Source organism: Streptomyces sp. NPDC057682 (genome assembly GCF_042799575.1).
Classification (GTDB): domain Bacteria; phylum Actinomycetota; class Actinomycetes; order Streptomycetales; family Streptomycetaceae; genus Streptomyces.
In genome coordinates this window covers 61,009-75,096 of record NZ_JBHVIN010000021.1, presented here as the reverse complement: position 1 = coordinate 75,096, position 14,088 = coordinate 61,009, and the positions used below count along the sequence as shown (strand labels likewise).

Genomic DNA, 14,088 nt, shown 5'->3' with positions numbered 1-14,088 from the left:
TCACCAGCGTCATCCATAGGCACTCGGAAAGAACCTCCCAGAACAAGAGATTCACCCGTACGAGTGGTCGCAACCGATTGTGATCGTCTGCCGCAAAGCAGACCCGGCGACGCCGGGGCCCCAAGGCTCGGAGGTTCCGGCTGGACGCGCAAGCCACCGGGGGTACTTGACCGGAACGCGCAGTTGCATCCGGGGGTCACGTCCCCTGTGGTGGTGTAGCCGTTGGGAGTTCGTCTTGAGTGTCGTGGTCCGTGTAGATCGCGTCCATGCTTCCTTCGGAGAGGTAGCGGCGGGCGAAGGCGATCCATTCGTCGTGCATCTCGCTGAGCGCGGCGGTTGTCAGCCGTAACAGGGCTTCGGGGTTGGGAAAGACCTGCACGACGTCCGTGCGCCGCTTGATCTCCCGGTTGATCCGTTCCAGCGGGTTCGTGGACTGGATCTTCTTCCAGTGCTGGGCGGGGAAGACCGCGAAGGCGGTCAGGTCCTCCTTGGCATCGAGGAGCATCTGGCTGACCTGCGGGAACTGTCGGACGAGCATGTCGGCGACGGTGTCGAGCTGCTGGCGGACCAATTCCGCGGTGGGCTGGGCGAAGATGGTGCGGATCGTCGCGGCGACCATCTCGCCGGATCCTTTCGGGATCACGCCGAAGACGTTGCGCAGGAAGTGCACGCGGCAGCGTTGGTAGGCGGCGCCGAGCATGATCTTGCGGATCGCGGCGACCAGGCCGCTGTGGTGATCGGCGATGACCAGGCGGACCCCGGCCAGGCCGCGTGAGCGCAGGGAGCGCAGGAATGCGGCCCAGAAGACCTCGGTCTCGTTGTCGCCGACCATGACGCCCAGCACCTCGCGGTTGCCGTCCTCGGTGATGCCGGTGGCGATGACCACGGCCTGGGAGACGATCTGGTGGTTGACGCGGACCTTGCAGTAGGTGGCGTCAAGGTAGACGTAAGGGAAGCGGGTGTGGCTGAGCGGCCGGTCGCGGAAGATGGCCAGCTGGGTGTCCAGGTCGCCGCAGATCCGGGAGACCTCGCTCTTGGAGATGCCGCTGTCACCGCCCAGCCTTTGACGAGGTCATCGACCGACCGGGTGGAGACGCCCAGCACGTATGCCTCCATGATCACGGCGTAGAGGGCCTGATCGATCCGGCGCCGTCGCTCGAGCAGGCTGGGGAAGAAGGCCCCGGTGCGGACTTTGGGAATGGTCAGGTCCAGATCGCCGGCCTGCGTGGTCAGCAGCTTGTCCCGGTGCCCGTTGCGCCAGGTGATCCGGGTCTCGGCGTGCTCGCCCGGCTCGGCGCCGATGTGGGCGCTGGCCTCGGCCTCGATGAGTTCCTGCAGGATCCGCTGGGCCAGGACCCTGATCAACTCGATTCCGTCCGCCGTACGCAGTGACTCCATCAGCCGGAGTAGGTCATGCTGGGACAAGGCCATCGTGTCACCTCTCTCAACGAGCTTCGCTACTCGGAGAGTTGCGCGATGGCCGCCTCATGACCAGGGGCTATACCGAGATCACCGCTACACCACACAGCGGGACACGGTCCATCCGGGGGCCCTGATCGCTGTGAGGGATGAAGCACGGGACCCTGCCGCACGCGCGCCCTCCGAGTCCGGGCTCAGAAGGGATTGTCGCCAGACCTCGAACTGCGCGCGGACGCCGTCAACCCGGACCTGATCCACTCCGTATGCCAGGAACAGCTGATGGCTGAATCTACCGACACCGGCCAGCATCTGAGCCAGACCGGCCCTGTCGAAGTCTGTGTCCCGCCGGCGGCAAGTTCGATCAGCCGCTCCCGCGAGCACCCGGCGTTGTCGGGGGCCACTGGGACCAAGAGTTGTACGGGTGGCCCGTCGTTCTCTCGCGGGATGGGCGATCAGCACGACAATGCACCCACAAGTCATCTCCCTGCCCGGGCCCCATAAGGGCCCTCGTGACATGATCTCCGTACGAATCAACGTGGTTGCGAATCTCCCGGGGGATGTCCTTGCAGTTCCCGCCCGGCGACGTAGTCGCCTCATTCGGCATGTACTTGAAGTTCAAGAGCTTGGCCGACCTCCTCAGAATGCGACACCCTGACCTCGCGTCGACGGTCTCGGTCCCGGACATCCCACCTCATTACGTCAAGATCGACCTGGGAGACACTCAAGGCGCTCTCCTCGCCATCACGAAGATCGGGGGGATCCACGTCTGGGCCGTGACAGCCCCGGGCATCAGCAGTCGGCCGATCATCCTGCCCCTCAACGGGATGTCCGACGAGAACCTGGTGGATACCCTGCACGCCGCCGCATCTGCGCACGTCCAGGGACGCTCTGTCGCGTCCCCCTGGAGGTGGGGAGAAGCGGAAGTCACGCCGATCGTCCAGCTGGCCGACCAGTTGACCGCCAACGGCGCGGTGGTGCACAACGTTGTGGGCAAGAACCACTATTTCCTCTACCACCACGCCGATGGATGGTGGGATCCGAGAGTAGGGATCGCCAGGACCGGGACACGGTCCTACCTCGACGCCACCTACGGCGACTTCGCCTACCGCGCCTCCCACCACAAGACCCTCGGCTGGCGGGCTGACATCTACGATCCGCGTGAACGGCAGTGGGCTCGGCTCGCAGACCCTCTGGGCGCCGGCGATCCTCAGGGTATCGGCAAGCTCCCCGATGTCGCCGACCTCGTCGACGTATCCCCTAAGGCGATTGCCTACTTGGCGTGTGAGCTCACCAGGGAGTCGAGCTGGGAGTGCCACGACCCGTGGAGTCCGGTTGACGCTCCTCCGTTCCGCGCTGCTCCTGATGGCGTGCGCACCACTGACCTGCTGGAAGAACTCCTGCCAACCACCCATTCCGCGGGCGAGCGGGCCGCCCCGCAGGAACTTCCCCCAGACCTTCTCGTACGCCGGGTAGAGAGCCAGCTCCGGGCATTCGGCCTCGCTGACGTCGAATGGGGCGATTCCAGTTCTCCGCTTGTCTCACATTCGCGCCACATCGCCTGGCACAACTCCGCCCGAAGCATGTCCACTTCGGAGGTGCAACGGTTGAATGGCGTCGCCGCGGCCGAGGAGAAGCAGCTCCTCGTCCTGACTCGTAGTGGACTGACGCGGCCAGCGTGCCAGTTCGCGGACAAGGCCAAGGCGCTCGCGTTCCAGTGGGATGCGAAGACCGGCTTGTTGTTCAACGGCAACGCGCGTGGCACTGACCTACTCTTCCCACGCCTGGAGGACTTCGAGATGTCGATCGGTCAGCGATCGCGGGACATGGCTCGCGACTGATTGCGATCCGTGCCCATCCGCTCGGCGTCCCTCACACGAGCGGACGCCGGGACCAGAGCCGGACCCGCTTCGGGCGGCGTGGACCGTACGCTTCAGCCCGTGGTTGCGCGGGCCATCCCAGTCTCTGCCGTCCGCGAGATCGAGACGACTTCGAGGCGAGCTCCCATCCCCTCGAGCGCCGTCGCCGTATGCAGGAGGGAGATCTTGGCAAACGCGAACAACGAGTCCGGAGTCAGTTCTGCCCCATTCTTGAGCAGGATCCCGAAGACGAGCGTCGGTGAACTGAACGACCTGTCCAGCGCGTGCCTGGGCGAGAGCTTGTCCACCTTCGAGAGGAAGTCCTTCCGGGCCTGAAGGTCGAAGCGCACCGTCTCGATCCCGGCGCGCCCCTGAGCGAAGAGGTGGTTCAACGGGGCGGTACTGGATGCTGCCTTCTTGACGCAGATGAACTGACCCTGCGGCCCGAGAGCATCAGCGATCTCCAGGCCGCCTCCCCGCAGGCGCTCTGTGTGTACGTTGTTCTTATCGAGCAGTACATACCGATCCTGCGCGGCAACCTCCTTGTTGTACCAATCCTCGTCATGCACGTTGTGCCTCTTGTGCCCCTGGGGAACCCCACACCTTTCGCCCGTCTCGCACATCTCGACGGTCCAGGGCGGCATGGTGACGCTGGCAGGCTGGGCGAGGAGATCGGCGACCCGCTGCTCGACAACGGTGAGGTACTCGGCTCCGATTTCGTACCACTTCCCCTGCCAGTAGAAGTAGTGCGCAACCCCGTCGGGGACTTCTGCAGTGAACCAGTGGTCGACAGGAACCTTGCCGCTGTTCGCTTCGGAGTCGTCGGTGCTGGAGAACATCTGGATACGGCCCTCGCGCAGCGCACGCAGGCGACCTCCCTCCGGACGACGCTGGACAGCGGCAACAAGCTGGTCGACGTCAAGCTCGGCGTGCTGCCCGGCATGACCGGCGAGCGTCACCTTGAAGGACTCGGCGAACTCGAAATGTTCCCTGCACACGCTGGGCACAGCAAGCGCCATGCGGCTCGTCTGCCCCTCGCCAAGCATGGCGTCGAGGCGCACGTCAAGCTTCTGCGCCTGCTCGCTCTTCGGGCTGAGCGGTCGGACCTGGGCGATGAACTCGAACTCGGGCAGCGGGTTGGGCCGCGCGCACACCTCCTCGATCTCCTGGAGGTCACGGAGGAGGGCGGCGGGCGAGTTGCCAAGATGTATCTTGATCGACCTGTCGTTGCCAGTGACGTGGGCCGGCCGCTTACTCCCTGCGGTGAAGGTGAGGGGGACGTTCTCGATCTGTCCGGAGATCTGGCTGACGATCTCGCCGAACTGTTCGATGCCGAAGCCTCGGATGTGCTCACCGCTGGTGGCGGAGTTCTCGTCGGTGCGGCCACGGGCGTCCATGACCTGTCGGCGGACCTTGGTGATGCGGTCCTTCTTCAGGCAGCGGACGGCGAACTCGATGCCGAACCCGGGGTCGATCCGGACCGGGTCGATCATCAGGTGCCCCATGCCGTAGGTGATGCCGTACACCGAGTTCTCGGTCCGGACCAGGAAGAGGGCGAGCGAGGTCCGGTTCTCCTCCGCGACGGGGTGCCCCGTCAGGATGCTGAGCGGGTCGCACCAGTCGGCCCGGCCCGGGGCGATCGTGCCGGTGACGAGCAGGCCGACGAGGCCATCCTTGTTGACCGGACGGCTCGTGAAGCCTTCGCGGTCCAAGTAGCGGGGAAGCACGAAGGCACTGAGGTCCTCGCCTCGATCGGGCCCCTTGGCGCGCAGCCGGTGCAGCGAGCTCTTCCGGGTGGTCGGCGCCTTCTTCGCCGTAGGAGGGCGGGTCACGGTGCGGGAGACTTCAAGGGTCACGGGGGTCCTCGTCTTCGATGGTTGTGGCAGGGAGACGTTCTGGTGCACATACAGCTCGCTTGGCCAGCGAAGCGGTCTGACCACGTGCGGAGGGTGCCGACGGTTCGGTTGTGCCCTTCGAACCATCGGCACCTGGTTCCGGCCGGTTAGTGACGGCGGGTCGTCATCTGGGGCCCGCCGTGTACACGGCGGGCCGGGGCCGAGGTCAGGTGCCAGCCGTGGCACCTCGGGCAGAGGTACGAGCGGATGGGGTCCTTCCCCCTGGCACGGCCGCGGGCGCGGATCCCGGCGAGCGTGAGGTCGGCCGCAATGCGGTCGACAAACCTGGTCTTGCCGCAGGAGGTCTGCCGCTTGGGGCGGCAGGGACGGGGTTCCCGCCTGCTCGTGCGGACCTTGCGCTGATGGTGCACCGGGATTCCTCCGTGTTCAGGGCGGGGGATCTGCTCGATCTGTGGAACGTCGGTTCCGTTAGCGGGCGTGCCGCGTCCGGCGCCAGGAGACCAAGGGACGACTGGGGCGTGCCGGGCTGTGATGGCGTGACGAGTGCAGGCGGCGGACCAAGGGCTCTCACCGGAAGGAACCGTAGCCACACCGGACGACGGAAGGCAAGCATGTTGACGAAGGTCATCGATGTTCACAAACGCTCGTTGACGGAGGGCCTAGGTGTACACAAGGGCTTGCCGGGGGTGAGATCTGCCCGATATGGTCACTGCCATGACCCCAGCCGAGTCCGAGGAGATGACCGCCGCCGCAATCGCCAGGCTGGCGGGTGTCGGCCGTGCCGCCGTGTCCAACTGGCGCCGTCGCTACCCCGCGTTCCCTCAGCCTGTGGGCGGTGACGAGCGCAGGCCGACGTTCTCCCGGACCGAGGTCGAGGCGTGGCTGGAAGCCACCGGCAAGGGCGATCAGCTGTCGACGGCCGGCCGCACTAAAACCGGCACCCACCGCGTGGCCCAAGAGGCGCCGTACCCTGTTCCGCACGGCGACCAGCTGCCGACGGCAGAAGCGGGGCTGGGAATCGCGAACCTGGACTCCGGGCAGTTGCTGGCCAGGGTGATGGCAGCGCTGCTGCCACGCACGACCGCAACGCCACGACCGATCGAGGTCGGTTTCACGGACGAACCTGCGGTACTCGACCCAGCCTGTTCCGACGCCACTTTGCTGCTGGCCGTCGCGGACCGCTTCGGGGATGCCGTCAATCTTGTCGGCCAGGAAATCGAGGAGTCAGCCGCCTCCGCCGCCGCCCGCAATCTGCGCAACAACGCACACGGGGCACCGTACGAGATCCGCACCGGCGACTCCTTTCTGGACAATCAACTCGACGCCTACCTGGGCAAGGCGGCTGCAGTGGTCTGCGAGCCTCCCTTCGACCTCCCCCGGTGGCCGGCCGACGAGCTGGCCGATGATCCGCGCTGGGAATTCGGTGTCGCTGCTCCACGTGACGGCGAACTGGCCTGGGTCCAGCATTGCTACGCCCATCTACGGCCTCGCGGCCTGGCCGTGGTCGCCGTAACGCCCCGTACTAGCCTTCAGCCCTCCGGGGAACACATCCGCGCTGAGCTGACACGTTCCGGGGTCCTGCGCGATGTGATCGCACTGCCGAAGGGAATGGGATCGGCATCCGACACCGGGCTCTGTCTCTGGGTGCTGCAACGCCCTTACGACGCTGTCGCCACGGAGACAGTGCGCATGGTCGATCTCTCGGGACTGGGCGACCCTGCTGATGTACCGCAGGAGTTCGCCGCCTGGCAACGTCTCTTCTCTGATGCCCACCCGACGAGATTCCGCGCCGTTCCACGCCGAGAGATCCTCGACGGCGACGCCAGCCTTCTGCCCTCCCGGTACATCAGTTCTCCTACCGAGGCGAGCCCCGAGGACTTCCGCCGAGTCACCGACCGGCTGCGGATCATGTACACGAGCCTCGGCCAAGGTCTTCCGCGCTTCGCCGCGCCGCCGAAGCCGACGCACCACGTGTACGTGACCTTCGGCGAGCTGGAACGTGCAGGCGCCCTGAGAATCCGTTCCCGCGAGACCACCCCGCACGCAGGCGATCTACTTCTTCGGATGCACGGCCGCCCGCCGGTTGTCGCTACCGGCAGCGCCGAGGACGAAATCGGCATCGCTCAGGTCATCGAGATCGACGACACCCGGCTGGACGCGCACTTCCTCGCCACGTTCCTGCGCATCGACGCCAACGCACTGCCGGTGTCCAACACCCTCGGCGTACTCAGCCGTGAGGACCTGCGCCGCTGCCGCATTCCTCGTATGCCCCTCTTCGATCAACGCCGTTACGGAGACGCGTTCCGCCACCTCCAGCAGCTCGAAGACGTACTCACCACGCTTGCGAAGACGAGCACACACGTCATCGAGCAGACCCTCCTTGGGCTGGCCACCGGTGTTCTGGCACCGGAGTTCACCACCTCGCAGCACACTGATGAAGCCAAGCCGGCTGACGACGAGACGAGAGTTCTGTGACCTCAGCACCCACGCACACCAAGATGGCGAACGACGTCTGGTCGGTCGCCGACTTGCTGCGCGGCGACTACAAGCGCCATGAGTACGGGCAGGTGATCCTGCCCTTCACGTTGCTGCGTCGCCTCGACGCGGTGATGGCGCCAACCCGCGACGCGGTGCGAGCCCGCAACGCGTCGCTGGAGGTTCAGAACAAGGACCGGCTGCTTGAGCTCGCGGCCAAGCTGCCCTTCTACAACACCTCCGATCAAGACTTCGCCTCGATCGCCTCGGACGCCCCGAACGTCGCGAAGAACCTCCGTGACTACATCAACGGCTTCTCCCCGAACGTTCGGAAGATCCTGTCCCGCTTTGACTTGGACAACGAAATCACCAGGCTCGCGGGCGCGAAGATCCTGTACAAGGTCGTCGGCAAGTTCAACACGATGCGCGACCTCGACAAGCTCTCCAACCACGACATGGGCTACGTCTTCGAGCACTTGATCCGCAAGTTCGCCGAAGACTCCAACGAGACTGCCGGTGAGCATTTCACTCCGCGCGAAGTCATCAAGCTGATGGTCAACCTACTCATCGCCCCGGACGCCGAGACCATCGCCGGCGAGGGTCAGGTCATCAACATCCTCGACCCGGCATGCGGCACCGGCGGCATGCTCACCGCGGCCGAGGACCACATCAAGTCGATCAACCCAAAGACCAAGGTCTACCTCTTCGGGCAGGAACTCAACGCGGAGTCCTGGGCCATCTGCCAGGCAGACATGCTCATGCGCAACCAGCCCGGCCGCATCTACTTCGGGAACTCCTTCAGCGACGACGGCTACCCGGACCAGAAGTTTGACTACATGCTGGCCAACCCGCCGTTCGGTGTGGAGTGGAAGAAGGTCAAGGACGAGGTCGAGGCCGAGACCGAGATCGGCCACGCGGGTCGCTTCGGTGCGGGTACACCGCGCATCAACGACGGATCATTCCTCTTCCTCCAACACTTGCTCTCGAAGATGGAACCCGTCGAGGGCAAGGGGACCCGCCTGGGCATTGTCTTCAACGGCTCGCCGCTCTTCACGGGAGCGGCCGAGTCCGGCGAATCGAAGATCCGCCAGTGGATCCTGGAGAACGACTGGTTGGAAGGCGTAGTCGCCCTACCTGACCAGCTCTTCTACAACACTGGCATCTCCACGTATTTCTGGATCCTCTCCAACCGCAAGCCCGAGAAGCTGCGCGGCAAGGTGGCTCTGGTCGATGCCCGTGACCAGTGGGAGAAGATGCGTAAGTCCTTCGGCGAAAAGCGCAAGCAGATCAACGACGAGCAGATCAAGCACATCACCGAGATGTACGTCGACGCACTCAAGGGCGAGGGGGACGAGAACCACCCGGACCATGCCAAGGTCAAGGTCTTCGAGACCCGTGACTTCGGCTACCACCGCATCACCGTCGAACGCCCCCTGAAGCTACGCTTTGAGATCACCGAGGACACCCTGTCGGCACTGGAGAACGCGAAGGCCCTGGCCAAGTGGGAAGGCCGCGAAGCGATGGTAGCGGCGCTGCGCGGACTGGTCGGCTCGGTATGGTGGACTAAGCGGGAAGCGCGGGACGCCCTTCACGCGGCCATGGCAGCAGACGGTGCACAGTGGCCAGGCACGGCGGCGCTACTCAAGGGGCTCTGGGGTGCGGTCTCCGTCTCGGATCCCAAGGGTGAGGTCCAGAAGGTCAAGAAGGCCGGCATCGAAACGGTCCTCCCGGATCCGGACCTGCGCGACTACGAGAACATCCCGCTCGGCGAGGACATCGAGACCTACTTCGCCCGTGAAGTCACTCCGCACGTTCCGGACGCCTGGATCGACCACGACAAAACGAAGGTCGGCTATGAGATCCCCTTCACCCGGCACTTCTACGTGTACACCCCGCCACGGCCGCTGGCCGAGATCGACGCAGAACTGCGCGAACTTGAGGCACAGATCCAGAAGCTGCTGGGTGAGGTGACCGCATGAGTTCAGGCTTCAACATCCCGATCCCGGATTCGTGGTCCTGGTCGCCACTCAAGTACATCTCAACATTCCTCAATCGAGGCACGGCGCCCGACTACGTTGAAAATGGGCCGGTCCGAGTAATCAGCCAAGCAGCAAACCAAGCCACCGGTCTCGACTGGGAGCGCACGCGCTTCCACAACTACAGCGGTGACCCGAGAAGAATCAAAGGCTACTTGCTGCCTCGTGACGTCCTGATCAATTCAACAGGGACCGGAACCCTGGGGCGCGTCGGCTACTTCACCGCCGGACCAGACAACCGCCCCTGCATTGCCGACGGACACGTGACGGTCACTCGCGCGGATCCACAAATCATAGACCCTCGATACATGTACTATTGGTTCATTTCCACGCCGTTCCAGGACTACGTTTACTCAGTTTTGATTTCAGGCGCGACCAATCAGATCGAACTGAACCGAGAGCGTCTCTCCGGATCACCGACCCCTCTCCCTCCTCTAGCGGAGCAGCGTCGCATTGCAGACTTCCTTGACGCCGAGACTGCACGGATCGACTATTTGAAGGCTATTCAAGAAGCCGCAAAGCGGGCACTTCTTGAGCGGCGAGCGGCGGGGCTCTTTAGTGCGGTAACTGGATCGGAAATTAGAGAGCGTATCCCGTCGACCCTGGCTTGGGTCGAGACCCTTCCTTCTACCTGGGAAGCAGTGAAGCTCGGCCACGTGGCTCGCATGGGAAGTGGGCATACGCCGAGCAGAAACAAGCCGGAATGGTGGATGGATTGCACAATTCCATGGGTCACGACGGGCGAAGTAAGTCAGATGCGTTCTGACCGCCTCGAAGTCCTCACGGAGACTCGCGAAAAGATCAGCGAGACGGGACTCTTGAACAGTTCCGCCGAAATTCACCCAAGCGGTACGGTAGTCCTCTGCCGCACAGCGGCGTCAGCTGGATATTCGGCAGTCATGGGGCGAGACATGGCAACGAGTCAGGATCTCGCGACCTGGACATGTGGACCTAAACTCGACCCATTCTTCTTGCTGTGGTGCCTCCGAGCGATGCGCACTGATCTGTTGAATAGGCTCGCAATGGGCTCGACGCACAAAACTATTTACATGCCAGATCTGCAAGGGTTGCGGATCCCGTTGCCGGACATCCGGGAGCAGCGAAACATCGTCGAAGTTATTCGGTCGAGCAATCTGGCAATCGATTCTGCTGCCGATGCTATTGACGGCCAGCTTGCCCTACTCGCGGAACGCCGCCAGACTCTCATCACTTCTGCTGTCACTGGCCAGTTCGACATCACGACCGCAACCCCGTCCGGGGGCATCGCATGAACCACGGAGCCCACTCCGAAAACGCCTTTGAGGTCAACATCGAGGCCGAGCTGCTCACACGCGGATGGTCCCGCGCCCAAGGCACGTTCAACGTCGAGCTCGGTATCGACACCGGAGAGATGTACCGCTTCATCGGCGCGACGCAAACGAAAGCCTGGGAACGGCTCATCGGTTTCTACGGTGGCGACCAGAACACCGCCCAGCGTCAGTTCGCGGAGCGCGTCGCCGCCGAAGTCGACGCGCGGGGCGTATTGGACGTCCTGCGCCAGGGTGTACGCGACCGGGGCGTGCAGATCGACCTAGTGTACTTCCGCCCCGGCCACACCCTGGCCGTGGACGCACTCGCCGAGTACAACGCGAACATGCTGACCGTCGCCCGCCAGCTGCACTACAGCACCCGCCACCCTCGCCGTTCCCTCGACATGGCGCTCTTCGTCAACGGCCTACCGGTGGCCACCGCCGAGTTGAAGAACCCTAGTACGCAGCAGAACGCCGACCACGCAGTCGCGCAGTACCGCCGCGACCGCGACCCGAACGACGTGTTCTTCGCCAAACGCGCCCTGGTCCACTTCGCCGTGGACCCCGACCGAGCCTTCATCACCACGCGGCTGCGCGGTGCGGATACACAGTTCCTGCCGTTCAATCTCGGCTCCAACGGCCCCGGTGTGTCCGGCGGGGCCGGAAACCCGGCCGGCGCCCCCGGCTCGTACAGCGTCGCCTATCTATGGGAGCAGATCTGGCAGCGCGACAACTGGCTGGAGATCTTGCACCGCTTCATCCACGTCCAGGCCCCGGACAAGAAGGGCGCGAAGGTGAACCCGCACACCTCGCCCCGCATCTTCCCGCGCTACCACCAGTGGGACGCCGTACAGAAGATGGTCACCCACGCACGGGAGCACGGGGCCGGGCACAACTACCTGATCCAGCACTCAGCCGGCTCCGGCAAGTCGAACACGATCGCGTGGCTGGCGCACCGCCTTTCCACCCTATTCGACGCCGCTAATCAGCCGGTCTTCAACAAGATCATCGTAATCACCGACCGGGTGGTCCTCGACCGGCAACTCCAGAAGACCATCTTCCAGTTCGACCACACCCCTGGTGTTGTCAAGAAGATCGACGAGGACTCGACTCAACTCGCCAGCTCCCTGGACGACTCCACATCGAAGATTGTCATCAGCACGCTGCAGATGTACCCGTTCGTGCTGAAGAAGATCACCGACATGGGCTTGTCCGGCAAGCGCTACGCGGTCATCATCGACGAGGCTCACTCCTCACAGGGCAGCGAATCGGCGATCAAGATCAAGCAAGCACTCGGTTCGAATGTTCCCCCTCGCGAGGAGAACGAGGACCCCGTGGAGTACATGACACGGGTACGCGGCAAGCAGCCAAACCTGTCCTACTTCGCCTTCACCGCCACCCCGAAGTCGCCCACCCTCAAGCTGTTCGGCACCTTTGACCCAGACCGGGTGAATCAGCGCACCGGCGAGCTGGGCATGTACGTGCCCTTCCACATCTATTCGATGCGGCAGGCGATCGACGAGGGCTACATCCTCGACGTGCTCGCCAACTACATCACGTATGACACCAAGTGGCGCCTGCGTAACGCTGCCGTCGACCAGGCCGAGTCGGCCATCTCGAACCCTGATGTCGATGAGAGGAAGGCCAAGACCAAGCTTGTCCGATACGCCGAGCAGCACCCCAAGTCTTTGGAGCAGAAGGCGCGGCTGATCGTCGACGACTTCCGAGAGAACATCACCGGGCGGCTCGGCGGCCGGGCCAAGGCCATGGTCGTCACCAGCAGTCGTCAGCACGCGCTCGACCTTTACCAAGCGATTCGCGCGTACGTCACTCTGCGCGGGTACAAGGACTGCGGCGCTCTCGTCGCGTTCTCCGGGCAGCTCAAGGACGACGCCGGTCTGGAGTTCACGGAGGCCCAGCTCAACGGTTTCCCCGAGGGGCAGTTGCCGGACAGGTTCGGCTACACCAAGGCCGACGATCCACAGGCAGTCGCGCGTGCCCAGGATGAGTACCGGCTTCTGGTCGTCGCGGAGAAGTACCAGACCGGCTTCGACCAGCCACTGCTGTGCGCGATGTACGTCGACAAGCCGCTGACCGGTGTCGCGGCCGTGCAGACGCTCTCCCGGCTCAACCGCATCCACCCGCTCAAGTCGCAGGATGACGTGCACATTCTCGACTTCGTCAACGAGGCTGCCGATGTCCAGGCCGCCTTCGAAGACTGGTTCGAGACGACCATCACCGAGCCGAGCGACCCGAACCTCCTCTACACCAAGCAGCACGAGGTGATGGGATACGGCCTCCTCGCCGCATCGGAAATGGAAGCCTTCATCCGCGTATTGTCCGCAGCTGGCCCCGGCCGGATGCCGGACGCCGCCGAACGCAAGCTCCATGCCGAACTCCACGAGTATCTCAAGCCCGCTCTCGACCGCTTCAACGCCCTGGAAACAGACGACGAACGCGAAGGCTTCCGGGGCGCGTTGCAGGATTACGTACGCGCCTACAGCCTCATCGCCCAGATCGTCGACTGGGGCGACCGGGACCTGGAGCGCCTCTACCAGTACGGCAGGATCCTGCTGATCCGCCTGCCGGGGCGGCCTTCGGCCTCGGTGGACATTGGGGACGCCGACCTGAGTCATTTCCGGCTCGAGTTCACTGGCCGGCACAACGTCTCGCTCTCCACCGCGGGCGACCGCGACGTCCGGGGGCACGCCGCCGACGGCGGTGGCTACCGCGAGCCAGAGGTGAAACCGCTCTCCGAAATCATCGAGGATCTCAACGAGCGCTTCGGCCTCGACCTGAGCACCTCCGACCAGATCCTGGTCTACCAGCAGGTCGTCGGCCTGGTCGAGGACACCTCGATGCAGCAGATCGCGCTCATGAACGACGAGGCCCGCTTCGGACAGGTCGCCGACGACCGCCTCGACGACATCGTCGCGGAGAACGCCGAACGCAACACCGACTTCATGAAGTTGTACTTCGACAACAACGAGTTCCAGAAGGCGATCAAGGAGGCGGCTCGCAAGCGTGCCTACCGGATCATCACCGAACCAGCGCGCGACGAAGCCCTCGCGAAACTTCGCAGTGAGATGCGTCGTGAAACCGGAGGCCAGGCGATCGAGCAGTAATCGCTGTAACAGACAGGCAGCGGGGCAGGCTG

At 64.1% G+C, this 14,088-nt stretch carries 6 protein-coding genes and 1 pseudogene; 5 read left to right on the top strand and 2 right to left on the bottom strand.

What is annotated here, in order from left to right; all coding sequences use genetic code 11:
* Positions 1 to 196: 196 nt before the first annotated feature.
* Positions 197 to 1,431 (bottom strand): annotated as a pseudogene (locus ACFVDM_RS31980) (IS256 family transposase).
* 545 nt (positions 1,432 to 1,976) lie between these two features.
* On the opposite strand from ACFVDM_RS31980, the gene ACFVDM_RS31975 reads away from it, so the two are divergent.
* Positions 1,977 to 3,257, top strand: coding sequence for a hypothetical protein (locus ACFVDM_RS31975; protein ID WP_383648586.1), 1,281 nt, complete (start codon positions 1,977 to 1,979; stop codon positions 3,255 to 3,257).
* A gap of 92 nt (positions 3,258 to 3,349) precedes the next feature.
* On the opposite strand, the gene ACFVDM_RS31970 is transcribed toward ACFVDM_RS31975, so the two are convergent.
* Positions 3,350 to 5,131: a DUF6119 family protein gene (locus ACFVDM_RS31970; RefSeq protein WP_383648583.1), complete on the bottom strand. Its 1,782-nt coding sequence runs from the start codon at positions 5,129 to 5,131 to the stop codon at positions 3,350 to 3,352.
* A 714-nt stretch (positions 5,132 to 5,845) separates the two neighbouring features.
* On the opposite strand from ACFVDM_RS31970, the gene ACFVDM_RS31965 reads away from it, so the two are divergent.
* From ACFVDM_RS31965 to ACFVDM_RS31950, 4 genes are read left to right on the top strand one after another with little or no spacing between them, the layout of a single operon-like run.
* A complete protein-coding gene (locus tag ACFVDM_RS31965; RefSeq protein WP_383648579.1) occupies positions 5,846 to 7,606 on the top strand; it encodes an N-6 DNA methylase in 1,761 nt (586 codons plus the stop codon).
* Between the two features lie 23 nt (positions 7,607 to 7,629).
* The gene (locus tag ACFVDM_RS31960) at positions 7,630 to 9,585 is read left to right on the top strand and encodes an N-6 DNA methylase (protein ID WP_383648577.1); all 1,956 of its coding nucleotides are present in this window, start codon (positions 7,630 to 7,632) and stop codon (positions 9,583 to 9,585) included.
* Positions 9,582 to 10,913, top strand: coding sequence for a restriction endonuclease subunit S (locus tag ACFVDM_RS31955; protein ID WP_383648573.1), 1,332 nt, complete (start codon positions 9,582 to 9,584; stop codon positions 10,911 to 10,913). The genes ACFVDM_RS31960 and ACFVDM_RS31955 overlap by 4 nt, the downstream gene beginning before the upstream one ends.
* Entirely contained in the window at positions 10,910 to 14,056 is a 3,147-nt protein-coding gene (locus ACFVDM_RS31950; RefSeq protein ID WP_383648571.1) for a type I restriction endonuclease subunit R, read from the top strand. The genes ACFVDM_RS31955 and ACFVDM_RS31950 overlap by 4 nt, the downstream gene beginning before the upstream one ends.
* The last annotated feature ends 32 nt before the right edge of the window (positions 14,057 to 14,088 follow it).